This is a genomic window from Mycobacteriales bacterium, from assembly GCA_035533475.1.
GTDB lineage: Bacteria > Actinomycetota > Actinomycetes > DATLTS01 > DATLTS01 > DATLTS01.
In genome coordinates, this window is sequence record DATLTS010000031.1 from 39,803 (window position 1) to 63,295 (window position 23,493).

Below are 23,493 nucleotides of genomic sequence, written 5' to 3' on the forward strand. Positions count from 1 at the left end.
GCCCGCACGGGCAGCACGTCTGCGTCGCAGTTTCGAGGTGCGCCGTGGACGGGCTCACCGGGTCACCGGTCCCGCCCGCGTGCACCAGCGCCGCCAGGTCGATGACGCCAACGTGGTCCGCCGCCCGCACGTGGAACACGATGCGGACAGCAGTCGTTTGGCGGGGGACCAGTAGACAAAGGAGTCAGCCTGTATCGGTTCTTTGCAGTAGGCGCAGGGCACCCGGGCCACGACTTCGGCTTCCGGATCCGGTCGATCGGCCGAACGCAATACGGTCGCAGTGGTGACGGCGCTCGCCACGGATTGCCTCATCGGTCTCGCCGCCTTCGGCTAGATGATACGGCGGCGAGGGAGCACATGGTCCGGACCGGTCCAGGCACGCTGTAGTTGAGTCTTGCACGAAACGGCAACAAAAGAAATCCGTTCGCGGGGTGCGTCGATCCTTGGGGCACCGCAGCCGGTCACTGTCCGCCGATCGATCCGCTGAACGCGGTCCCGAACCTAATTTAGGCGCCGGCCCTCCCCTCCCGCATCCTCAGCGAAGGAACCGCCGGATCCAGCGCGAGCTAATCCCAACGCCGGCGATGTCGCCGCCGAATTCTCCGCAACGCCGAATGGCGATGGTCATCCGTTCGCCGATCAGGCATGCTTTCGGGGTCGCTCCGGTCCGGACCCCCGGCCGTGCCCGACGCCCGTCTTGGCTGAAGGGACGCCTATGTCCGGGTCGGCACCGCTGAGAACTGCGCTGGCTGTCCCGGACCGCCGGGACGGCCCCGGGGCCCCGTGGGGGATCAGGGCCTGCCGCCCCGCGCTGACCCATTTCGACGATCGGCAGGGCGAGCCGGTCATCGACTGGAGGCGCACCGGAACCGCGCCGGGTCGCAGATGCGCGAGTCCCCAGCAGAAGTGCGGAGGGTGTAGGTCTTGACAGTCGTGAGCTCCGGGGTGGTGAACATCAACGGTCCCGGCACCTACCTGCACTGGAGCATCTTCACCATTTCCGAGGCCAACCTCGCGGTCATCGTCGGGATGCTGCTGATCTTCTTCATCGCGCTGTTGCTGCCTTTTCCAGGCAGTGGGCCAGCGGCCACCGAGGCGCTGCTCCCAGCCGAACCGGTGGCAGAGGTGTCGACGTCACCGGTCGCGACCGGGCGATCTTGGACCGGCCGGGTTCGTGCCGCGGGCCTGCGCTGGTTACCCCCGGAGCGACTGCTTCCCGAGGCCCAGCCCAGCTACGTCGCCTCGTGGATCTACGTGTTCGGGGTGGCGAGTCTGGCCGCACTGGGCGTGGCGATCGCCTCGGGCTTCGCGATCGCGCTCGGGGGTGTGGATTGGTGGCACACCAATCCGCTGGGGCATTTCTTCAATAGCTGCCACCTGTGGAGCGTGGAACTGTTCTTTGCCTTCATGGTGATTCATTTGTGGGCCAAATTCTTCATGGCCGCCTGGCGGGGTGGCCGTGCGCGGACCTGGATCACCGGGGTGCTGGCGTTCCTCGCCTCGATCGGGGAGGCTTTCACCGGCTACCTTTCCCAGACCAACTTCGACTCGCAGTGGATCGCCGTCAACGGCAAAGACGCGTTCAACGCGACTGGCATCGGCGGCTTCTTCAACGTGTTGAGCTCCGGACAGATGCTGCTCTGGCATGTGGTTCTGCTGCCGCTGGTGCTGGTTGCCGTGGTCGGGATCCACGTGCTGTTCGTCCGTTACCGGGGCGTGGTGCACCCCTTCCCGGCCCGCGGCGGTCGGGACCCGATCGGCAGGTTGCTGGTCGAGGATGGCGGCGGGGCCCAGCCACCCGGGGGACAGCCGCGCCGGGGGTCGGCTAGAGCCGCCGATGCCGCCGAGTGGCGCGGACCGAAGCGCCGGTACGACCTGGTCAGGGAAGCCGCCGCGGCCACCGCGGTCGTGCTGGCCGCCACGGTGGCGCTGGCGGGGTTGCTGTCATCTCCGGATGTCGCGCCGGTCACGATCCGCACTTGGGCAACCGCGGACCCCGGGGATTTCCTCGCCACCGTGGCTGCCGAGCTTGCCGGCACCTCGGAGACTGCCACGTATGGACCGCCCTACAACCACGGCAGTGCATTCGTGCAGCGGATCGGCGTGTCCTGGCAGAGCCTTGCCGGGGTGCGGGAACGGATCGATCCGGCGCAAGCATTCGTGCTCGGCCCGCTGGCGGCCGCGGCCGGGGAGAACCCGGCCCTGGTCGACGCGCTGACGGCGTACCGGTCAGCACCGACCGCCCAGCGCACGGCCTGGCTGAGCAGCTACTCGACCGCCCTGGCCAAGGCGAGCGTTGTGTCCGGTCAGGTAACGGTGCCCGGCAGCGGCTTCGGGCCGATCGCCACGATGATCTCCGCCGAGCTCACGCTGGCCCAGGCGGGTGGCCTGGATGCCAGCCTTCTGGCCAAGCAACCGTTTTACGGCACGAACCTCACCAAACCGCTGCTCTTCCTCGAAGACGGAACGTATTTCGGGGCGCGTGCGGAGGCCGAGCATCTGCAAGGCAACCAGTGGGGGGTGATGAACGAGACCGGGAGTTATCCCGGCCAGCCCTGGCTCTGGCTCTATCAACTCTGGTACCACCTGCCCGGCTTCCGAACCTCCACCAACGTGGACCTGATCGCCGTCTACCTGATCGGCCTCGCTACCCTGCTCCTCCTCCTCGTCCCGTTCGTTCCCGGGCTGCGGTCGCTACCGCGCTGGCTGCGGGTCTACCGCCTGATCTGGCGCCCGTACTACCGGGAGGCTGAGGGTCGGACAGGCACCGCTTCCGGGAGTTCCCCCCCGGGCCGGAACTCCCCGGAGTCCAGCGGCACCGACGCCAACGGTCGAGCGGGCGCCGACTGAGGCATCGGCAAATCCCCCCCGATGCGTCACTCGAGCGCTGAATCGAGCCTGGCGCCAACGCGGCTATCGATAACCTGTATGCGGCTTGCGCCGGCCGCCGTCCGGCCGCAGCCGGGCTGTGCTCCGGAGATCTCAACCAGGCGCGAGCTCCCGAGTGCAAAAGGCGCAGGCGGTTGCGGCCACCGGCACGGAGGACAGGCAGTGCGGGCAGTCCTGCACCGGCCGAGGCTCTTCGGTGGTTGGTTTGAACCGCTGGAGAAGTCGGCTGAACGGCATGACTACGAAGAAGTAGATGACCGCAGCCAGGATCACGAATGCGATCAACGCGTTCAGGAAGTCGCCGTAGACGAACCTGGACTTGTTGACGGTGAAACTCAGCTTGCTGAAATCCGCCTTCCCGCCGATCGCCGCGAGCAGGGGAGTGATGAAGTCCTTGGTGAGGGACACCACTAGCGCGCCGAACGCCGTTCCGATGACGACCGCCACGGCGAGATCGACGAGGTTGCCACGCAGCAGGAACTTCTTGAATCCACCCACGGTTGCTCCTTTCCCGGATGCATCAGGGGATGAGACTCGTCCCGAGCCCAGGCCGCAGTTGCGGCCGCCTCGCTTGGCCCGGAACGCGGGACCGATCATCGTCCAACGTCGGCCGAGCCGTCCAGACGCAGCCTGACGCCTCGCCGGGAGGGGGAGGCGGCGCGGCCGGGCGGTTCCGCAGCGGTTACGGCCGGTGCGGCCTCGCACGGCGTCGGGGCCCGGCCGCCGCGATCGTGAGCGCCCCGCAGCAGACGAGACCGGCCGCGATCCCGAGGGCCTCGCCCGGCGCCACCGGGGGACCGGTGAAAGGCAGCGTGGCGCGCTCGCCGAGCGCGGAGCTCGCAGGGGTGGACCGGTTACCGGGAACCGTGACGGCGGGGGTGCTCCGGGTGACCTTCTCGCCCAGCACGGCGACCACCGATGTGATCACAGTGTTCGACGACGTCGTCGGCGTTTGCGTGGACGACACGAGACCGGCGTTCGGGATGTTGAACGCCGGCAGCCCGCCGTCCGCATTTGCCTTCGGCCTGATCACGGTCACCGCGAAGGTCAAACGGGGGCTTGCCGGGCCCTGCTCGAGGTTTCCCACCCGCCAGCTGATCAATCCGCTCGAGGCCACGTAGCTCGCGGTGCATGGCGAGACACAGCTGGCCGAGTCGGGTACGTAGCTGGTGTGCGCGGGCGCCCGGTCCGTGACCAGGACATCCGTCTGAGCCCGCGTGCCGCGCGCGGAGGCGACGAGGGTGTAGGTCAGTCGGTCCCCGTAACCCGCAACCGTGGAGTCGACCGACTTGTCGAGGACCAGTGAGGCGTCCGCGCTCGTGCAGGTGCTGTCGAAGGTCCCGGTCAAGGGGCTGAAGTTCGGTGCGCTGACCGAGATCTGCTGCCCAGTGGTAGCCCGGTACGCGTACGCGTCGCCGGTGCTCCGCGCAGTCCGCCCCGGCACGGTGAACTGATGCTTGCCGTCGGGCGCCGTCACGGTGAACCGCACGGGCTGACCGCCGGTGTTCCACAGGGTGGCGTCGAGCCCGGTGGCGCAGCTTTCGGACACGGCTGCCCGCGGGTCGGCCGGAGGCGTCCCACCGCAGATCACGTAGTTGTTCAGCGCCGCCGGTGTGCGCCGGGCGCCGGCCGCGGGAGGTTCGAGGTTGCTCATCGGGTTGCCGATCGAGCCGGGGTAGGCGTTGTATCCGCCGCCGCCATCCACGTAGGCGCGCTCGATCGGGTGCCCGCTTTTCGCGGTGACGTCGATGTGCGTGTCGTCAGAGTGGACGACGACCGTCACGTCGGCGTTGTCCAGAGTGCGCGCACCGTTCGCGAGCAGCGCGTCGCCGGGCGGGCAGCTCTGGATGCCGCCGGTGTAGAGCGCGGCCCGCGCGTCGTCCGGGTACACGTTGGAGCGGCCGCCGGCTAGGGCCGGTCCGGACAGGGCGAACACCCCTAGCAGGGAGGCGGAGATGACCAGCGCCCCGACCGCAGCGCACGTTGAGCGTGGACGAGCCATGGTGAGCCTCTCCGCGAGCCCGGCTGCGCTGAGTTTAGCCCGCGAGCACCCGATCGGGCCGCTTCCGCGAGGCTTCTCGCCGGCCGGCGCGCCCCAGCGGAAGGGGGCGGCGTGGCCGGCTTCACGTGGCGGCCTCGCGAGCCGACAATAGGTCGGTGACCAGTTTTGCCGAGGTTCTCGAGAGCGCCCAGTCGGGCGACGCAGGGGCCTTCGGGGTGCTCTGGCGGGAGACCCAGCCGATCCTGCTCCGTTACCTTCGCACCCTCACCACCGAGGGCGAGGACGTCGCCTCGGAAACCTGGCTCCAGGTTGTCCGGGGGCTGTCCCGGTTCCGCGGCGGAGAGGCCGCATTCCGAGCCTGGGTGTGCACGATCGGCCGATGCCGGGCCGTGGACGCGATGCGTGCCGGCAGCCGCCGCCCGGAAATCCCGGTAAGCGAGCTTCCGGAGCCCCTGACTGGGGCGACCGCACCGGACGCCGCCGCCGAGGCGATGGAGCACTGGTCCACAGATCGGGCGATCCAGCTGATCGCGAGTCTTCCCAGCGAGCAGGCCGAAGCGGTCATGCTCCGTGTCGTCGCCGGGCTCGACGTCGCGTCAGTCGCGAAGATCACCGGGCGCAGCGCCGGGGCGGTCCGGGTCGCTGCCCATCGCGGCCTGCGCCGGTTGGCGGCCCAGCTCGAGCCGGCGTCGGCTGTAACGCTGTGAGCGCCTCCAACGGTTATCCGGGTGAGATGAACAATCCACCCGATGAGCCGCTCCCCGGGCAGCCGACTCCGGACTCCGCTCCGCTCCGTGACCTGCTCGCCGCTGCCCGCGGCGCGGGGACCGCGGCCGAGCTCGCCGGCGCCGAAGCCGCGATCGCGATGTTCGCGGCGCACCGCCCGGGCAGCAGTCGACCGCAAAGGATGCGCCGCATGATCTCGTCCCTGACCGCCTCATTGGCCGGCAAGCTGGCCCTCACCGGGGTGGCGGCCGCGGCTGCCACCGGTGGCCTCGCCGCCGCTGGCTTTGCCGGCGTGCTCCCGGCGTCCCTCCAGACCGTCGCGCACGACACGCTCGGCGCTCCGGCGCCCACCGCGACGCACCCGGGTCATGCCGCCCATGGCGCCAAGCCCACCGGGGACCTCGCTTCGGCGCAGCCCCAGCCGTCCGTGACGGCGAGTCCGGTTGGACCGGACGCGACCGGGCCCGCAGCGTTCGGGCTGTGCACGGCCTACACCGCGGGCGGGTTGTCGACTCACTCAATCGCGTACCGGAATCTTGCGTCGGCGGCCGGCGGCGCCTCGGGCCTTCAGGCCTACTGCACCGCGGTGATCGCCAAGCACGCGGCCAGCCAGCCCTCGGACGCCGGGAAGCCCTCGGACGCCGGGAAGCCGTCGACTGCCGGGAAGCCCTCGGACGCCGGGAAGCCGTCGACTGCCGGGTCCAACCCCTCAGGGCACTGATCGGAAGCTAGCCGAACAGCTAATCCGTGGTGGGGGTCGTTTCCTGCCGGCGCCGGATGGCGCCGAGGGAGACGGCCCCCACCACGATTGCGGTCAAGCTGAGCAACGCCCAGGCCCCCCGCGAGCTACCCCCCGTCGCCAGGCGGCGGACCAGCACGAATCCGGTGTCCCCGGTGAACGTCGCGGTCCATTGGCCGGGCGAAGTCGAGCCGGTCTGTGGGCCGATCCCGGCGACCCCGACCCGGTAGAGCGCGTCGGCAGCCGTGGCGTCGGGATCGCTGACGGTAAGCGTGATCGGCTCGTGCGCGTTCCTGCTGGCCCCGTCCGGCTCCACCCACCCGACCGCGTACCCGTCGACGAACCGTTCGGATACCGGCAGCAGGCCGTCCATGACCGCCGGATCGGCCGCGGAGAGGGTGAGCGTGGTCCCTGCCGGGAGGGCGCCGGCCGGAATGCGCAGGCTGAGACGACCGTTGTCGGCCACCGCATGACTGGCCGTCGAGGTCAGCCGAAAGGTCGCGATGGCTACGGAGAAGCTGCCGAGCGGCACCTCGGGCGCGGACAGCAACCCCGGGGTGCCTAGTGACGGCAGCGAGACCGGCCCCAGCGCCGTCGGTGACGGGCCAGGCGAACGGGACCGTCGCCGCGGCCCGCTCGCGGACGGTGACGGAGACGCGTCCCCGGTCGCGGTGGGAGATCGGTCCGCGAACGGCGCCGGCGTGCTCGATGCCGTCGCAGGTGCGGTTGGGGTCGGTGAGGTACCGATCGGTGTCGTCACCTGGGCGCTGTTGTCCGGCGGCCCCGGGTCGGTCGTCGATCCGCTCGGGTCCGTCACGGTTGCGGAGCTGGTGGCGTTCGTGCCCGGGACCGCAGTCTGCGCGACGCCTACGTTGAGGATGACCGAGCTCTGCGCTCCCGCAGCGAGGCCTGGGAGCGTGCATTCGACGGTGTTGGGGCTCTGCGCGGTGCACTGCCAGAGGTCACTGGAGGAGTAGCTGAGGAAGCTCAGGCTCGGATCGAGGGTGACGTCGAGCCGGACCGCGCTGACGGCCGAGTAGGCCGGGTCATTGGTGACGGTCACCGTGTAGGAATCGGTGCCTCCCGGTTCGAAGACAGCCGGGCCACCAATCGCCACGTCCAGATCCGCTTGGGCGGCGGCCGCTCGCGCTACCGGCGTCACGAGCAAAATCGTGATCACCGGTATCGCCAGTGTGGTCGCCGTCAGCAGACTGCGGATACGAGCGCTCACGACGATCCAGGTTACCGGCCGGTCCAGTGCCGGGTGGGGTGGTCTAGCGTCGAGGCACTGCATTCCGCGGCTGGCGGAGCGGGCTTCGCTCGATGTTGACCACGCGCGGGACCAGGCGGACGAGAGCGAGCGATGTGGATGAGCGAGCGACGCGGATGAAGGGACCTCGCTGATGACCGAGGCCATGCCGACCCGGGTGGCCCTGGTGACGGGCTCGTCGGCAGGGATCGGGGCTGCGATCGCGCGCCGCCTCGGTAGTTCGGACTGGACCGTCGTCGTCAACTCCCATCGTTCGGTCGAGGCGGGTCGGTCCCTCGCCGCCGAACTTCCGTCGGCCACCTACATCCAGGCCGACGTCGCCGACGCCGCCGAGGCGGAGCGGCTGATCGCCGAGACCGTTGTGCGCTACGGGCGACTCGATCTCCTCGTCAATAACGCCGGCGCCACGCGGGTGATACCGCATGGCGATCTCGGTGCCGCGACGCCGGAGGTGTGGCGGGAGCTCTACGCCGTCAACGTCATCGGCCCATGGCAACTCATCGTCGCCGCGGTTCCCCATCTCCGCGAGCATGGCGACGGCTGCGTGATCAACATTTCGTCGATCGCCGGTGTGCGACCGCTCGGCAGTTCGATCCCCTACGCGGTGAGCAAGGCCGCGCTCAACCACCTCACCCGGCTGCTCGCGGCCACTCTCGGACCGGAGATCCGGGTCAACGCGGTTGCCCCCGGCTTGGTCGACACGGACTGGACGGCGGACTGGGACGAGGTCCGCGAGATGGTCCGCGCTACCACCCCAGCCCGCCGCTCGGGCCTCCCGGACGACGTCGCCGGGGTGGTCGAGGCGCTGGTCCGGGCCCGGTACACGACCGGTGAGATTTGGCTGGTCGACGGCGGGCTGCATCTGCGCTGAGCACCTTTCAGGTTTCGTTCAGCAGCAGGGGGTTGGTTGTGGGGGCAGGGCGCGCTGGGCACCACCCGATCCGGTGACCGGCGCCAATCCCCCCGTTCGGCGTCCATGCCCGGCGCGCCCTGTCCAATCCGCGGACGGAGTCAGGGCGCGGACCCCGCCTTGGTGATCCGCAGCAGGGCCCGCTGCACGGCCATGCAGCGATCCTGGACGTAGAGCAGCCCGGCGTCCGCAGCGATCCGGCCGGCTTCGGCAGAGCGCAGATGCAGTTGCAGCCAGACGGCTTTGGCGCCGATGGCGACCGCGTCCCGGACGATTGCCGGCGCTTCGTCGGCGGGGCGGAACACCTCGACGACCTGCACTGGAACGGGGATGTCTGCCAGCGATCGGTAGGCCGGCTCACCGAGGATCCGTTCCGCGGTCGGATGCACCGGGATCACGCGATAACCGACCGCCTGCAGGGCGGCTGGGATCGCATGCGCGGCCTTGCTCGGGTTCGTGGACAGACCGACGACGGCAATCGTGTCGTAATCGGTGAGGATGCGCCGCTCGGTCTCGAGGTCGTTCACCCGACGATGGTGCCACGTACCCTGATCAGCACCATGACCGGCGCCGAGCACGACGCAACGGCCGAGCCCGAGCCGCTCGGTGGCGACCCAGCGTGCTGGGCGAACCGCGTCTGCCCATCGTGTGGACGGTTCGCGGAGGGCGACGTTCCCGAACGATGCTCGAGCTGTGGCACGGCCTTCGCGGGATGAGGACGCGCTAACCGGGCGGTGGCCGCCACAACGTGTAGCCGAAGGTGAGGCAGCCGCCGGCCGCCGCCAGCGCGATGGCGCCGGGCCCGGCGAAACCCTGACCGGCGAAGAGCAGACCCACGACGATGCACCCGATCGAGGCGAAGAACAACAGGATGGAAAACAGCCGCCGGCGAGCCTGGCGGCTCACCGGCGGCTGTGGACATGCACCGAGTGGATCAGCCCTTCTTGGCGGCGGGCTTCCGCGCCGGGGCCCTGCGAGCTGTCGTCTTGCGTACGGTCGTGGTGCGGGCGGCCGTGGTCTTCTTGGCCGCGGTCTTCCTCGCTGCCGGCCGCTTCGCCGCGGGCCGCTTCGCTGTGGTCTTGCGGGCAGCGGTGGTCTTCTTGGCTGCGGTCTTCTTCGCCGCCGGCCGCTTCGCTGTGGTCTTGCGGGCAGCGGTCTTCTTCGCTGTGGTCTTGCGGGCAGCGGTGGTCTTCTTGGCTGCGGTCTTCTTGGCCGCGGGCCGCTTCGCTGTGGTCTTGCGGGCAGCGGTGGTCTTCTTCGCCGCGGGCCGCTTCGCTGTGGTCTTGCGGGCAGCGGTGGTCTTCTTCGCCGCCGGCCGCTTTGCAGTGGTCTTCGTCGCCTTCTTAGCTACAGCTTTTGCCGGCACGCTGCCTCCTTGGCCGCCTTGGAGTCCGACGCCGCGCCGGACCTTTTGCGCGGACTGTCGCATCATCAGCGCCCTACCGCTAGTACCGAAGGCCGTGTCGGCGGGAAATTTTCTGACCACCGTTGCGGCGTGTCCGGCGAATGCACATTCCACATCGCGTGACGGCCGTCGGATTTCCCTTGTGGAGTAAGCGTTATAGCCCATGCTCGAGCTGTCGCAACAGACTTCATTCGCGTGGATTGCGGAACAGAAAACTTCGCCGATTGCGAGTGACTAATGACCGCCGAGCTGTTTGCTGGCAGCGCCGAACAGCAACGGGATCCCGGACGGACTCGGCGACGGAGACGACGAACCGGACGGTGTCGTCGATGGTTTCGTCGATGGTTTCGTCGAGGGGGAGGGGGAGGGCTTGCCCGACGGGGACGGCGACGGCGACGTCTTGGGTCGGGTCGACGGCGACGGACTCGACTGGCTGTTCGGCGACGGCGTTGGTGTCGGAGCGAGCAGGTCGAGATGCGTTGTCCGGTCGAGGATGATCGCGTGGCTGTCGGCCCGGACGCTGTTCTGCAGCGCTGCCACCAGCGCCTGTACCTGACTCAGGAGCTCGGCCGCGCCCTGCGGCTGGTCGGCGACGAGAACGCTCTGCTCCGCCTGGAGCACCTCGAGCGCTTGCGCGGCTGCCGCGGGGTCGTGGGGTGCGGCCGCGAGCAGTGGCTGAAGAGAGACGCTGACCTGGTTGGCGGCCGCGATAATTGCGGCCGCGCCCTCGCGGTCAGCGATCGCCTGGGCGAACGCGTCGAACGAGGCGACTAGTTGCTGGTTGGTCACCGGCGCCGACTGGTGGTTGGTCGCCGGCAGCGGGATCAGGCCGATCGCGATGGCGGCGGCGGCGGCAGCGGCCGTGGTCAAGGGGGCCATCGTGAGTAGGCGACGCGGGCGCCCCGATGTCGCAACCGGCCGGACGGGCTCGGCGGCCAGCGACGGGGACAGCGACGGGAACGGGCCGGCGGCGCCGAGGTGGCCGAGCGCGCGCCGGCTGAAGTCGGCGACCTCGGCACGATCCGCGGCGACGATGTCCGCCGCGATGTCGGGGTGGTCGTCGTCGACGGCGGCTGCCGCGACGGTGAGATCGGAGCACAGCGCGAGCCGCAGCTGCCGGACGTCGCGGACGAACTCGTCGAGGTCGGCCGCCGATGGTCGGTCCCCCGGATACACCGAGTCTGAGCGGGCAGGGGAGACCGTGCGGCGATGCCACATGGTCACCTCCTACCTCGCTCGCCGGGCGCACTGCAGGTCCGACCCAGCTCCCATCCGGCTCACCGTCCATCTTCGCCGTGGACCGGCGACTTCCTGCCTGTCATCCGGCCGGGTCCGGGCCGCCCGATCGACGGGGGCACGGTGGGTGATCTGCGACGATGCGGGCCGGCGGCGCAGCGACCAGCGGGAGGGACCATGTCGACCGAGCCCGGGTCGAGCGGCGCCATGCGGATCGGTGTCCTCGGCGGCACCGGACCGCAGGGCCGGGGGCTGGCGTTGCGCTTGGCCGTCGCCGGTCATCGGATCGCCATCGGTTCGCGGGATGGCGAACGGGCCGCGTCCTGCGCCGCCGAGCTCGCCGCGGTCCGTCCCGGACTCGACGTGACCGGTCTCGGGAACGCCGGCGCGGCCGAGCACTCCGAGCTCGTCATCGTCGCCGTGCCTTGGGCGGGTCATGCGGAGCTTCTGACCGGGCTCGGTTCCGAGCTGGCCGGCAAGATCGTGGTCGACTGCGTCAACCCGCTCGGCTTCGACGAGCGGGGCGCGCACCGGCTCGAGGTGGCCGAGGGCAGCGCGGCCGAACAGGCGGCCGCCCTGCTGCCGGGCAGCCGGGTGGTCGCCGCCTTTCACCACGTGTCCGCCGTGCTGCTCCTGGACCCGGCGCTGGCCGACGTGGACACGGACGTGCTCGTCCTCGGCGACGACCGCGACGCCACCGACGCGGTGCAGGCCCTCGCCGCGCAGATCCCGGGCATCCGCGGGGTCTATGGCGGCCGGCTGCGCAACGCCGGCCAGGTGGAGACCCTCACCGCGAACCTGATCGAGGTCAACCGTCGCTACAAGACGCATGCCGGGATCCGGGTCACGGGTCTGTGACCCGATCCGTCGACGACCTCGGCCGGGCGGTGCAGCTGCCCGCGCAGGTCGAGCGGATCGTCTCCCTCGTCCCGTCGCTCACCGAATCCGTGGCCGCCACCGCGGCGCACCTGCTCGTCGGCGCCACCGACTACTGCACGCACCCGGCCGGCTTGGCGGCCCGGCGGATTGGCGGGACGAAGAACCCGGACGTGGCGGCGGTCGTCGCCCTGCGGCCCGACCTGGTCCTCGCGAACGAGGAGGAGAACCGCGAGACCGACCTGGCACAGCTCCGGTCGGCCGGCCTGCCGGTCTGGGTGACCGCGCCGCGGACCGTGCCGGAGGCGCTGGCGTCGCTGCGCCGGATGCTGTCCGCCTGCGGCCTGGCGGAGCCGGCTTGGCTGCGGAGCGCCGTAACCGTCTGGCAGGGACCGCCGCCGGTCCCGAACCGCCGCGCGTTCGTTCCGATCTGGCGCCGGCCCTGGATGTCCCTCGGCCACGGCACGTTCGCGGGAGACCTGTTGGGGCGATTGGGCGTTCTCAATATTCATAACGACAATCCGCTCCGCTACCCCCGGGTGAGCCTGGGGGAGCTGCGGGGCCGGCCGCTCGACCTCGTCGTGTTGCCCGACGAGCCCTACCGGTTCACGGCCGCGGATCTCGACGCGTTCGTCGGCTGGCCGGTGCGGATCGCGTTCGTATCCGGCCGGCATCTCACCTGGTACGGGCCCTCACTGGTGGAGGCCCGGGAGGTGCTCGCCGGCCAGCTGGCGCGGGCGGCGCCGGCGCCGGTTCAGGTGTAGCCGTGCTCCGGGCCTGGATACTGCCCGGAGCGCACGTCCTGTGCATAGGCCCGCGCGGCGGCGTCCAGGATCCCGCGCACGTCGGCGTAACGCCGGACGAACTTCGGCGCCCCGGCGGTCAGCCCGGCCATGTCCTGCCAGACGAGGACCTGCGCGTCGCAGTCCGGACCGGCGCCGATCCCGATGGTCGGGATGGCGAGCGATTCGGTGACCCGGGTGGCGAGCTCGGCGGGCACGACCTCGAGGACGACGGCGAACGCGCCGGCCGCCTGGAGGGATTTGGCGTCGGCCATCAGCCGCTCGCCGTCCTCGCCGCGGCCCTGGACCCGGTAGCCGCCGAAGACGTTGACGCTCTGCGGCGTGAGGCCCAGGTGCGCCATGACCGGCACGCCGGCCCCGACCAGGGCCTCGACCTGCGGGAGCACCCGGGCGCCGCCCTCGAGCTTGACCGCCTGCGCGCCGCCCTCCTTGAGGAACCGGGCGGCGGTCTCGAGCGCCTGCTCGGGGGAGCCCTGGTAGGACCCGAACGGCAGGTCGGCGACGACCATCGCCCGGCGGGTTCCGCGCGCGACGGCGGCGACCAGCGGGACGAGCTCCTCGACCCGGACCGGAAGGGTGGTCGTGTGCCCGTAGACGACGTTGGCCGCGCTGTCGCCGACGAGCAGGACGGGGATGCCGGCCTCGTCGAAGACACCGGCGGTGAGGGCGTCGTACGCGGTGAGCATCGGCCATCGCTCGCCGCGGCGCTTTGCGGCGAGTAGGTCGCGGACCGTGACCCGGCGATCCGGCGGGCCGCCGTAGAGGGGGGGTTCGACAGGATTCGGTGAACCGCTCATCGCAGCGCTCCCATCTCGAGGCGCCGCGCGGCGTCCCCGGACCGTTTCATCGTCCCACGCCCGCCCGATTTCCGCGCGTTCAGGGGCCGGCCGGTTCCCGCCAGCTGTTCGTGATCGGCAGCCGCCGGTCGCGGCCGAACGCCTTGAGCGAGATCTTCGGCCCGGGGGGGTACTGGCGGCGTTTGTACTCCGCGGTGTCGACCAGCCGGATGACGCGGTCCACGATGCCGGGGTCGTGCCCGGCGGCGAGCAGGTCGCCGCGTCCCCGGTCGTAGGAGACGTAGAGCTCGAGCACCTCGTCGAGCACCGCGTAGTCGGGTAGGCGGTCGGCGTCGAGCTGATCCGGCGCGAGTTCGGCGGAGGGCGCCTTGGTGATGCTGCTCTCCGGGATCGGTGCGGGGAGCCCCTGTTCCGCGGCGTGCGCGTTGCGCCAGCGGGCCAGCTGCCAGACCAGCGTCTTCGGCACGTCCTTGAGCGGGGCGAACCCGCCGGCCGAGTCGCCGTAGAGGGTGGAGAAGCCGGTCGCCAGCTCGCTCTTGTTGCCGGTCGTGAGGACGAGGTGGCCGGCCTCGTTCGACAGCGCCATGAGGATGGTGCCGCGGATCCGCGCCTGGAGGTTTTCCTCGGCTAGCCCGTGCAGCCCACCCGCGTCCGCGAACGCCTTCTCGTAGCCGTCGACGATCCCGGCGATCGGCATCTGCTGCCAGTGCAGACCCTGGCGTCTGGCCAGGTCCTCCGCGTCGAGCAGCGAGTGCTCGGAGGAGTAGCGGCTCGGCAGGCCGACGACGTGGACCGCGCCCGGGCCGAGCGCGTCGGCCGCGATCGTCGCCGTGAGCGCCGAGTCGATACCTCCGGAAAGCCCGACGACGACCGTGGTGAAGCCGTTCTTGCGGGCGTAGTCCCGGGTGCCGGTGACCAGGGCGGTGTAGACCTCGGCGTCCTCGGGTAGCCGGGCGGCCACCCCGGCGGCCTCGGGCGGATACGGGGGAAGCGCGGATTCCGAGACCAGCAGGCGTGACACCGTCATGGTCGTACCGTCACCGACGTCCACCGCGATCGCGTCGTCGCGCCGGTCCGCCAGCGGCAGGTCGAGATCGACCAGAAGGCAGCCTTCGGTGAACTGCGGTGCGCGACCGAGCACGCTGCCCCGGGCGTCGACGACCAGCGAACCGCCGTCGAAGACCAGCTCGTCCTGACCGCCGACCAGGTTGACGTACGCAAGGGTGGCTCCGGCCTGGGCGGCCCGGCGCCGGGCCAGCGCGACCCGGAAATCCTCTTTGGCCCGCTCGTAGGGCGAGCCGTTGATGCAGACGACGAGACCGGCTCCGGCCGCGCGGGCGGCGACGATCGGCCCGCCCTCCTGCCAGAGGTCCTCGCAGATGGTCATCGCGATGTCGACGCCGTGCAGCCGGATCACCGGGAGGGTGTCGCCCGGCACGAAGTAACGGAACTCGTCGAACACGCCGTAGTTCGGCAGGTGATGCTTCGCGTAGCTGGCGACGACCCGGCCGCCGTGCACGAAGGCAGACGCGTTCTGCGGTTCCCCGGCCGGGCGGCCGAGCATCGGCGTGGGGTCGGGGTTGCGGTCGAGGTAGCCGACGACGACCGCGACGTCGCCGACCCCCTCGTCGACCAGCCGGCCGGCGAGCCGCTCGAGGCCGGCGCGGGAGGCTTCCACGAAGGACCTGCGCAGCACCAGGTCCTCGGGCGGATAGCCGGTCAGGGCCATCTCCGGAAACAGCACGAGATGCGCGCCACGCCCGGCCGCGTGCCGGGTCCAGCGGACGACGAGGTCCGTGTTACCCGTGAGATCGCCGACCGTCAGGTCGATCTGCGCGAGGGCGACCCGTAGCTGCGCCATCCGGCCATTGTCACCCGCCCAGCCCGTACCGTGGTCCGGCGGTGGACAACCCACCCGCGACCTGACGGAATAGGCAGATGGACAAGCAGCAGGAATTCGTTCTACGGACCCTCGAGGAGCGGGACATCCGCTTCATCCGGCTCTGGTTCACCGACGTGCTGGGTTTCCTGAAGTCGGTCGCGGTGGCCCCGGCCGAGTTGGAGGGCGCGTTCGGTGAGGGGATCGGTTTCGACGGTTCCGCCATCGAGGGCTTCGCGCGGGTGCACGAGTCGGACATGCTGGTCCGGCCCGATCCGGCGACCTTCCAGGTCCTGCCGTGGCGGGGGGAGTCACCGGCCACCGCCCGGATGTTCTGCGACATCCTGCTGCCCGATGGGGCCCCGTCCTACGCCGATCCGCGGCACGTGCTGCGCCGTGCGCTCGGCCGCGCCGCGGAGCTCGGTTTCACCTTCTACACCCACCCCGAGGTCGAGTTCTTCCTGTTCCGCGAACGCCCCGACGGTGCGGGCTACGTCCCGCAGCCGGTCGACCATGGTGGGTATTTCGACCACACGCCCCATGACGTCGGGCACGACTTCCGGCGGGCCGCGATCACGATGCTCGAGCGGATGGGCATCTCCGTCGAGTACTCGCACCACGAGTGCGCACCGGGGCAGCAGGAGATCGACCTGCGCTACGCCGACGCGCTGACCACCGCGGACAACCTGATGACCTTCCGGCTGGTGGTCAAGGAGGTCGCCCTCGACCAGGGGGTGTTCGCCTCCTTCATGCCCAAGCCGTTCGCCGACCAGCCCGGTTCGGCGATGCACACCCACCTGTCGCTGTTCGAGGGCGACCGCAACGCCTTCCACGACGCGAGCGACCCGCTGCACCTGTCCAAGGTCGGTCGGGCGTTCGTCGCCGGGCTGCTCGTGCACGCCGCGGAGATCACCGCGGTGACCAACCAGTGGGTGAACTCCTACAAGCGGCTGTGGGGCGGCGGTGAGGCGCCGGCCTACGTCTCCTGGGGACACAACAACCGGTCGGCGCTGGTCCGGGTGCCGATGTACAAGCCGCAGAAGGGCCAGGCCACCCGGATCGAGGTCCGCTCCCCGGACAGTGCCTGCAACCCCTACCTCACCTTCGCCGTCCTGCTGGCCGCCGGCCTCAAGGGAATCGAGCAGGGCTACGAGTTGCCGGACGGTGCGGAGGACGACGTCTGGTCGCTGACCGACGCCGAGCGGCGGGCGCTGGGGATCGCGGCGCTGCCCGGCTCGCTGGCCGACGCGATCACGGTCATGGAGCGCTCCGAGCTGGTCGCCGAAACCCTCGGCGAGCACGTCTTCGACTTCTTCCTGCGCAACAAGCGCGCCGAGTGGGAGGACTACCGGCGCACCATCACCCCGTTCGAGCTCGAGCGCTACCTCCCCGTCCTCTGAGCCCGATGCCGACGGCCCGGGCGCTCGTCGTCCAGCACGCCGAGCAGGAGGGTCCGGACCGGCTGGCCGAGTGGCTGCCGGCCGCCGGCGTCGAACTGGACATCCGCCACGCCTACGCCGGAGACCAGGTTCGCCTGCCGGCCGGGAGCGTCGCCGGCCTGCTCGTCATGGGCGGCCCGATGGGAGCCACCGACGACGCCGACGCGCCCTGGTTGCCGGACACCCGCCGGATCCTCACCGAAGCGGTGGCCACCGGGCTGCCGACCCTCGCCATCTGCCTCGGCGCCCAGCTGCTCGCGGTCGCCGCCGGGGGGGCGGTGCGGCGCGGCTCGGCGGGTCCGGAGCTCGGGCTGGACGCCGTGGCGCCCAGCCCGGCGGCGGCCGAGGACCGGTTGCTGTCCTCGACCGGCCCGGTCCCGGTCCCGGTGGTGCAGTGGCACTGGGACGAGGTTGCCGAGCTGCCGCCGGGCTCGGTGCTGCTCGCCGGGTCGGCGAGGTACCCAAACCAGGCGTTCCGGGTCGGGCGGCTGGCCTGGGGCCTTCAGTTCCATCTCGAGTCCAGCGCCCGGACGGTGGCGGACTGGGCGCGGATCGACGCCGACGGGGTCCGGGCCGCCGGGTTCGATCCGGCGGCGCTCGCGGCCGGGGTGGCGGCCGGCGAGCAGCGGCTCCGCGAGGTCTGGCAGCCGGTCGCCGAGCGGTTCGCCGGCCTGGTCCGGGACCGTGCGGCGGACCGCCCGTCGCCGCCGTGACCGCCGGCCGCCCCCCGGCCGACCGGGCGAGCAGCCTGGAGGGCCGGCTGTCCCGGCTCGGCTTCACCGACACCACCCGGGTCGGCGCCACCCTGACCCGCCTCGGCCTGCTCGATGAGCCCGCGGTCCTGGACGCCCTGGCCGACGGCGCCGACCCGGATCGCGCGGTGGCGGGGCTCGGCCGGATCGTCGAGGCGGCGGGGGACCGGGCCGAGCTTCTCGAGGCCTTGCGCTCCCAGGCCGGGTTCCGGTCCCGCCTGATCGGCGTTCTCGGCGCGAGTGCCGCGCTGGCCGAGCACCTGGCCCGGCACCCGACCGACTGGCGGGCCCTGCTCGTCGACGCGACCACGGCCCGCCCCAGCCTGTACGGGTTGCAGCGCTCGCTGCTGGAGGCGGTCGGCGCGAGCGGCCCGGACGGCACGGCCGCCGGATCCGGAACCGAGGTGCTGGACGGGCTGCGCCGGGCCTACCGGCGCCAGCTGCTCACCCTGGCCGCCCGCGACCTCACCGGTTCGCTCGCCGTCGAGGACGTCGCCGGCGAGCTCGCCGACCTGGCGGCCGCGACCCTGACCGCGGCGCTCACCGTGGCCCGGGCCGGGCTGGCGGAGGGCGCCGAGCCGGCCAGGCTGGCCGTGATCGGGATGGGCAAGTGCGGCGGCCGGGAGCTCAACTACGTCAGCGACGTCGACGTCCTGTTCGTCGCGGAGCCGATGCCGGGAGGTCACGAGGAGGCGGCGCTGCGCACCGCGACCCGGCTCGCCACCGGGCTGGTCCGGGCCTGCGCGGAGACGACGTCGGAAGGCGCGATCTGGCCGGTCGACGCGGCACTGCGCCCGGAGGGCAAGTCCGGTCCGCTGGTCCGCACCCTGGCCAGCCACGAGGCCTACTACCGGCGGTGGGCTAAGACCTGGGAGTTCCAGGCGCTGCTCAAGGCCCGGCCGGTCGCGGGCGACCTGGAGCTCGGCAACGCGTTCGTCGGGACCGTCGCCCCGCTGGTGTGGACCTCGGCCGGCCGGCCGCGCCTGGTCGAGGAGATCCAGGCGATGCGCCGCCGGGTCGAGGGCACGTTGCCCCGCGCGTCGGCCGAACGGGAGGTGAAACTCGGCCCGGGTGGCCTGCGCGACGTCGAGTTCGCCGTGCAGCTGCTTCAGCTCGTCCACGGCCGGACCGATCCCACGTTGCGCAGCGGAACCACCCTGCTCGCGCTGGACACCTTGGCCACCGGCGGCTACGTCGGCCGCGACGACGCCACCCACCTCGCCGCGGCCTACCGGTTCCTCCGGCTGGTGGAGCACCGGCTCCAGCTCGAGCGTCTGCGTCGCACGCACACCGTTCCGGACGACGCGGTCGCGCTGCGCCGGCTCGGGCGGTCCCTCGGCTACCGTCGCGACCCGGTCGAGGAGTTCGCGGCCCAGCGATCGGCGCATGCCCGGGAGGTCCGCCGGCTGCACGAGAAGTTGTTCTACCGGCCGCTGCTCGGCGCGGTCGCCCGGCTGCCCGCGGAGCAGGCCGGCCTGGCCCCGGACGCGGCGCTGGCGCGGCTCGCCGCGCTCGGGTTCGCCGACCCGGCCGCGTCGCTTCGCCACCTGGAGGCGCTGACCAGCGGCGTCAGCCGGCGGGCGGCGATCCAGCGGACCCTGCTGCCGGTGATGCTCGGCTGGTTCGCGGACGCCGCCGACCCGGACGCCGGGCTGCTCGCCTTCCGCCAGGTCAGCGAGTCGCTCGGCGGAACCCCCTGGTACCTGCGCCTGCTCCGGGACGAGGGTGCGGTCGCGGAACGGCTCGCCAGGCTGCTCGCGACCAGCCGGTACGTCGCCGACCTGCTCGGCCGGGCGCCGGCGGCGGTCGCCATGCTCGGCTCGGAACCCGAGCTGCGGGCCCGGCCGCGGGCCGCCGTGCAGGCGGAGATGCTCGCGACCGTTCGGCGCAACGAGGACTGGGAGGCCGCGGTCGTCGCGGTCCGCGGGGTCCGTCGCCACGAGGTGCTGCGGATCGCCTGCGCCGACCTGCTCGGCCTCGCGGCGATCGAGGAGGTCGGCCCGGCGCTGTCCGAGGTGGCGGCGGCCACCCTGGCCGCCGCCCTGGAGACCGCGACCCGGAAGTTGACCGCCGAGCGGCGCGGCCCGTTGTCGGCCCGGCTCGCGGTCATCGGCATGGGCCGGCTCGGTGGCCGGGAGCAGGGTTACGGCAGCGATGCCGACGTCCTGTTCGTCTACGAACCGCTGGCCGGTGCGGGCGACTCGCCCCAGGTCACCCAGGACGCCCACGACCTCGCCCAGGAGCTGCGCCGGCTGCTCGCGCTGCCCGCGCTCGACCCGTCGGTCGTCGTCGACGCCGACCTGCGTCCGGAGGGTCGGCAGGGTCCGCTGGTCCGCAGCCTCGACTCCTACGCGGCCTACTACCGGCGGTGGGCGAAGACCTGGGAGGTGCAGGCGTTGCTCCGCGCCAGCCCGGTCGCCGGAGACGAGGACCTCGGACGCCGCTTCGGGGAGTTGGCCGACACCTACCGCTGGCCGGTGACCGGTCTGGACCCGACGGCCGAGCGGGAGATCCGCCGGATCAAGGCCCGGATCGAGGCCGAGCGGCTCCCCCGCGGCGCCGACCCCGGGCTGCACATGAAACTCGGGCGCGGCGGCCTCGCCGACGTCGAGTGGACCGTGCAGCTGCTCCAGCTCCGGCACGGCCACGCGACGCCCGGGCTGCGGACCACCGGCACCGTGCCCGCGCTCGAGGCAGCCCGGGCGGCGGGCCTGCTCGATCCGTCCGACGCCGAGAAGTTGCTGGCCGCCTGGCGACTCGCCAGCCGGGTCCGCAACGCCGTGTTGCTCGTCCGCGGCCGGCCGGCCGACTCGGTGCCGACCGACCTGCGCACGCTGGCCGGCGTCGGCCGGGCACTTGGCTACCCCGCCGGCGAAACCGGTGCCCTGCTCGAGGACTACCTTCGGGTCACCCGCCGGGCGCGGGCCGTCGTCGAGAGGGTCTTCTTCGGATGAGCACAGTGTTTCCGGTCGCCCGCCAGGTCGCCGTCGAGGGCGTCCGGTTTTCCCTGCACCGGCTGGACCCGTCGCGTCGGCGCCGCACGACCCCGGTGCTGCTGCTGCACGGCGTGCCGCAGACGGCCCTCGTTTGGCGGCAAATAGCGGGAGAACTGGGCACCGATCGGACCGTGCTCGCCCCGGACCTCAAGGGCCTTGGGGCCAGCGAGTCGACCGGCCGCTACGACATCGCAACCCTGGTCCACGAACTGGCGGCGTTGGTCCTGCACGAGGTCGAAGGCCCGGTCGACGTGGTCGGGCACGACTGGGGCGGTTCGCTGGCGCTGGCCCTGTCCGCCGCCCGGCCGGAGCTCGTCCGGCGACTGGTCGTCGTGTCCGCCCCTTATCGGCACATCGATCTGCTGCACGCGTTCCACATCCCGCTGTTCAGCCTGCCGCTGCTGCCGGAGCTCACCTTCAGGCTCGGCCGGGAGCGGTTGGTCCGGTCGATGATCCGCTACTGCTGGAAATCACCGACCGCGCTGGACCCGCAGATCATGGCGGCGTATGCGGCGGCGTACGCCGACCCGGGACGGGTCCGCGCGATGCTCGCCTACTACCGGGCGACCACCCGCCCCCGGCTCGCCTCGCTGGCGGTCGGGGCGATGGTGCCTTCCCGGCGCCGCCGGCTCCCGCCGTCGCGGGTGAACGCCGAACGCCGGCTGGTGGTCTGGGGGGCGGCCGACCCGGTGCTCCCGCTGGCGGTCGGCGAGGCGGTGGTCCGCGACCTCGGGCCGGGCACGGTCTTCGTGACCGTCCCGGGCGTGGGTCACTTCCCGGTCGAGGAGGCCCCCGAGACGGTGCTGGCGACGATCGCGGACTTCCTTCGCCAGCCGAGCAGTGCGGAGAACGGCCGGCGCGCGAGCAGCGACTCGGCCCCGTAACCGAGGCCGATCGCGAGCACCCCGCCGGCCGCGTCGGCGAGGAAATGGTTCGCGGTGCCGATGATGACGAAGAACGTGATGAGCGGGTAGGCGACGGCGAGCGCCTTGACCCAGCGCCGGCGCGAGAGCGTCGCGATCGTGACACCGCACCACACCGCCCAGGCGAGGTGCAGCGACGGCATGGCCGCGTACTGGTTGGACGCCTTCGCCACCGCCCCGGAACCCCACGATCCCCAGGTGTGGAACTTGAGCACGGTGTCGACGAAGCCGGCGTTCGCCAGCATCCGTGGCGGCGCCAGCGCGTAGAGGTAGAAGCCGAGCAGGCCCAGGCCGGTGGTGACGAACAGCACGGTGCGGGCCGCCCGGAAGGCCAGCGGACGCTTCGCGTATACCCAGACCAGCGCGCCGATCGTGACCACGAAGTGCGTGGTCGCGTACCAGTAGTTCGCGGCGAACGCCAGCCAGTGCACGTGGTCGACGAAGTGGTTGATCGCCAGCTCGGGATCCAGATGCAGGCGCCGCTCGACGCTGAGGATCTCGCGCGCCCGGGACATCGCCGCCCCGACATGGCTCGGCAGCGCGTTGCGGGTCAGCGTGTACAGCGCGTAGCACACCCCGATGAACAGGACCTCCTGCCACCACCGCGGCCGCCGGCGACCCGCCGGACGGACGTCGGGCACCCGCGGCGGATCGTCGACGCCCAGGCCGCCCCCCGATTCACTCATCTCCAACGAGGCCCTCGCGCTCACCCTGGCTGCGCCGCGTCCCGGATCCGGTGGCGGGTTTCCTGGAGCGCGCCGAGCAGCGTCCGGGCGTCCGACTTGGGGGCGCCGACCTGCTCCTCGAACGCCTCGTCGGCCAGGGCTTCCAGCGCCTCGACGACGCACTGGGCGAGGAGTAGCAGCTCGGGCTCGCTGAACTGGATGGTCGCCGAGTCGGCGGACACACTCTGCGGTTGCATGGGCACATGATGCCCAACGCCGGCGGCTATCCCACCCCCACCCGGGCGCTGATCGCGGCGGCGAACCCGGTCGGCCCGTCGGGGGCATGGTCGAGAAAGAGCGCGGGTTCGGTGATCTCCAGCTCGAGGAGCACCGGTGCGCCGTCCTTGCCCGGGATCAGATCCACCCGGGCGTAGAGCAGCCGGTGGCCACCGCCCGGAACGGCATCGAGCACGCGACGAGCCACCTCCAGCTCGGTACCGGAGACGTCCCGGGGGGTGATCCGCGGTGCCGGTCGGCGGTCCGGGTCCGCAGCCCGGGCGGGCTCGAGCAGTGCCGCCTTGGTGACCGCATGGCTGAATCGACCGCCGAGGAACACCAGGGCGGCCTCGCCGAGCTCGTCGACCCCGCCCAGATACGGCTGAAGCATGGCCGGGCGGCCGGCCGCCAGCAGGGCCTCGACGTGCCGCCGCGCGGCCTTCGCCTGGGCCGGTTCCGCGAGGTCGTACCGGGCGGTGTCCCGAGCGCCGGCGCTCACCACTGGCTTCACCACGCACTCACCATGGCGGGGCAGCTGCCGGGCCGGCCCGCCCGGTTCGAACCAGGTCGTCACGGGCACCGGGACGCCGGCCGAGCCGAGATCGCGCAGGTAGTGCTTGTCGGTGTTCCAGCGGAGCAGGTCGGCGGGGTTGGCCAGCCGGGGCACGGACTCGGCCCAGGCGACGAACTCCGCGCGCCGGCTCGGGTAGTCCCACGGGGTGCGCACGACGACCAGGTCGTAACCCGCCCAGTCCACGCCCGGGTCGTCCCAGACCGCCGGCCGGGCCTCGATGCCGAGCTCGCGCAACGAGGCCAGCAGCGACCGGTCGTCCGGCTCGAGGTCGGCAAGCTCCGCCGAGGTGACCAGCGCGACCGTTCGGGTGCGCGCGATCGTCACCGGCGCAGGGTA

At 71.8% G+C, this 23,493-nt stretch carries 22 protein-coding genes; 10 read left to right on the plus strand and 12 right to left on the minus strand.

The window, feature by feature from the left end; genetic code table 11:
- The first annotated feature begins 933 nt into the window (after positions 1 to 933).
- On the plus strand, positions 934 to 2,850 hold the full coding sequence (locus tag VNG13_06465; protein HVA60162.1) for a cytochrome b N-terminal domain-containing protein: 1,917 nt from the start codon (positions 934 to 936) through the stop codon (positions 2,848 to 2,850).
- Positions 2,851 to 2,982: 132 nt separating this feature from the next.
- Here the strand turns inward: VNG13_06465 and mscL are convergent, their stop codons facing one another.
- Positions 2,983 to 3,387: a large conductance mechanosensitive channel protein MscL gene (gene mscL / locus VNG13_06470; protein HVA60163.1), complete on the minus strand. Its 405-nt coding sequence runs from the start codon at positions 3,385 to 3,387 to the stop codon at positions 2,983 to 2,985.
- A gap of 184 nt (positions 3,388 to 3,571) precedes the next feature.
- Complete coding sequence (locus tag VNG13_06475; GenBank protein ID HVA60164.1) at positions 3,572 to 4,891, minus strand: hypothetical protein; 1,320 nt, start codon at positions 4,889 to 4,891, stop codon at positions 3,572 to 3,574.
- Between the two features lie 155 nt (positions 4,892 to 5,046).
- Here VNG13_06475 and VNG13_06480 point away from each other — a divergent pair, with 155 nt between their 5' ends.
- On the plus strand, positions 5,047 to 5,598 hold the full coding sequence (locus VNG13_06480) for an RNA polymerase sigma factor (GenBank protein HVA60165.1): 552 nt from the start codon (positions 5,047 to 5,049) through the stop codon (positions 5,596 to 5,598).
- A 26-nt stretch (positions 5,599 to 5,624) separates the two neighbouring features.
- The gene (locus tag VNG13_06485) at positions 5,625 to 6,338 is read left to right on the plus strand and encodes a hypothetical protein (GenBank protein ID HVA60166.1); all 714 of its coding nucleotides are present in this window, start codon (positions 5,625 to 5,627) and stop codon (positions 6,336 to 6,338) included.
- A gap of 19 nt (positions 6,339 to 6,357) precedes the next feature.
- Here VNG13_06485 and VNG13_06490 read toward each other — a convergent pair whose 3' ends face one another.
- Complete coding sequence (locus VNG13_06490; GenBank protein HVA60167.1) at positions 6,358 to 7,587, minus strand: hypothetical protein; 1,230 nt, start codon at positions 7,585 to 7,587, stop codon at positions 6,358 to 6,360.
- Between the two features lie 172 nt (positions 7,588 to 7,759).
- Here VNG13_06490 and VNG13_06495 point away from each other — a divergent pair, with 172 nt between their 5' ends.
- The gene (locus VNG13_06495) at positions 7,760 to 8,497 is read left to right on the plus strand and encodes an SDR family oxidoreductase (protein ID HVA60168.1); all 738 of its coding nucleotides are present in this window, start codon (positions 7,760 to 7,762) and stop codon (positions 8,495 to 8,497) included.
- Between the two features lie 140 nt (positions 8,498 to 8,637).
- Here VNG13_06495 and VNG13_06500 read toward each other — a convergent pair whose 3' ends face one another.
- From VNG13_06500 to VNG13_06515, 4 genes are all read right to left on the minus strand, one after another.
- Complete coding sequence (locus tag VNG13_06500; protein HVA60169.1) at positions 8,638 to 9,063, minus strand: CoA-binding protein; 426 nt, start codon at positions 9,061 to 9,063, stop codon at positions 8,638 to 8,640.
- 196 nt (positions 9,064 to 9,259) lie between these two features.
- Positions 9,260 to 9,442, minus strand: a complete 183-nt coding sequence (locus VNG13_06505; protein HVA60170.1) for a hypothetical protein — start codon at positions 9,440 to 9,442, stop codon at positions 9,260 to 9,262.
- A 28-nt stretch (positions 9,443 to 9,470) separates the two neighbouring features.
- A complete protein-coding gene (locus VNG13_06510) occupies positions 9,471 to 9,902 on the minus strand; it encodes a histone H1-like repetitive region-containing protein (protein HVA60171.1) in 432 nt (143 codons plus the stop codon).
- A gap of 273 nt (positions 9,903 to 10,175) precedes the next feature.
- Positions 10,176 to 11,159 (minus strand): hypothetical protein, encoded by a 984-nt coding sequence (locus VNG13_06515; GenBank protein ID HVA60172.1) that lies wholly within the window; start codon positions 11,157 to 11,159, stop codon positions 10,176 to 10,178.
- A gap of 195 nt (positions 11,160 to 11,354) precedes the next feature.
- Between VNG13_06515 and npdG the strand changes: the two genes are divergently transcribed.
- A complete protein-coding gene (gene npdG, locus VNG13_06520; protein HVA60173.1) occupies positions 11,355 to 12,035 on the plus strand; it encodes an NADPH-dependent F420 reductase in 681 nt (226 codons plus the stop codon).
- Positions 12,032 to 12,817 (plus strand): helical backbone metal receptor, encoded by a 786-nt coding sequence (locus tag VNG13_06525; GenBank protein HVA60174.1) that lies wholly within the window; start codon positions 12,032 to 12,034, stop codon positions 12,815 to 12,817. Before npdG ends, VNG13_06525 begins: the two co-directional genes overlap by 4 nt.
- On the opposite strand, the gene panB is transcribed toward VNG13_06525, so the two are convergent.
- Positions 12,808 to 13,653, minus strand: a complete 846-nt coding sequence (gene panB, locus VNG13_06530; GenBank protein HVA60175.1) for a 3-methyl-2-oxobutanoate hydroxymethyltransferase — start codon at positions 13,651 to 13,653, stop codon at positions 12,808 to 12,810. The two genes, VNG13_06525 and panB, sit on opposite strands and share 10 nt — an antisense overlap.
- A gap of 79 nt (positions 13,654 to 13,732) precedes the next feature.
- Positions 13,733 to 15,514, minus strand: a complete 1,782-nt coding sequence (locus tag VNG13_06535; protein HVA60176.1) for an NAD+ synthase — start codon at positions 15,512 to 15,514, stop codon at positions 13,733 to 13,735.
- A 77-nt stretch (positions 15,515 to 15,591) separates the two neighbouring features.
- On the opposite strand from VNG13_06535, the gene glnA reads away from it, so the two are divergent.
- Genes glnA through VNG13_06555 form a run of 4 tightly spaced genes read left to right on the plus strand, consistent with a single transcriptional unit; the run spans position 15,592 to position 21,603 of the window.
- The gene (gene glnA / locus VNG13_06540; protein HVA60177.1) at positions 15,592 to 16,932 is read left to right on the plus strand and encodes a type I glutamate--ammonia ligase; all 1,341 of its coding nucleotides are present in this window, start codon (positions 15,592 to 15,594) and stop codon (positions 16,930 to 16,932) included.
- 5 nt (positions 16,933 to 16,937) lie between these two features.
- A complete protein-coding gene (locus VNG13_06545) occupies positions 16,938 to 17,684 on the plus strand; it encodes a type 1 glutamine amidotransferase (protein HVA60178.1) in 747 nt (248 codons plus the stop codon).
- Entirely contained in the window at positions 17,681 to 20,677 is a 2,997-nt protein-coding gene (locus tag VNG13_06550) for a bifunctional [glutamine synthetase] adenylyltransferase/[glutamine synthetase]-adenylyl-L-tyrosine phosphorylase (protein HVA60179.1), read from the plus strand. The genes VNG13_06545 and VNG13_06550 overlap by 4 nt, the downstream gene beginning before the upstream one ends.
- Positions 20,674 to 21,603 carry an alpha/beta hydrolase gene (locus tag VNG13_06555; protein HVA60180.1) on the plus strand — a complete coding sequence of 310 codons (930 nt, stop codon included), beginning with the start codon at positions 20,674 to 20,676 and terminating at the stop codon, positions 21,601 to 21,603. Before VNG13_06550 ends, VNG13_06555 begins: the two co-directional genes overlap by 4 nt.
- Here the strand turns inward: VNG13_06555 and VNG13_06560 are convergent.
- From VNG13_06560 to VNG13_06570, 3 genes are read right to left on the minus strand one after another with little or no spacing between them, the layout of a single operon-like run.
- Positions 21,489 to 22,352 carry a phosphatase PAP2 family protein gene (locus tag VNG13_06560; GenBank protein ID HVA60181.1) on the minus strand — a complete coding sequence of 288 codons (864 nt, stop codon included), beginning with the start codon at positions 22,350 to 22,352 and terminating at the stop codon, positions 21,489 to 21,491. The two genes, VNG13_06555 and VNG13_06560, sit on opposite strands and share 115 nt — an antisense overlap.
- A complete protein-coding gene (locus tag VNG13_06565) occupies positions 22,349 to 22,564 on the minus strand; it encodes a hypothetical protein (GenBank protein HVA60182.1) in 216 nt (71 codons plus the stop codon). Before VNG13_06565 ends, VNG13_06560 begins: the two co-directional genes overlap by 4 nt.
- A gap of 26 nt (positions 22,565 to 22,590) precedes the next feature.
- Positions 22,591 to 23,481 carry a hypothetical protein gene (locus VNG13_06570; GenBank protein ID HVA60183.1) on the minus strand — a complete coding sequence of 297 codons (891 nt, stop codon included), beginning with the start codon at positions 23,479 to 23,481 and terminating at the stop codon, positions 22,591 to 22,593.
- Positions 23,482 to 23,493 lie beyond the last annotated feature (12 nt).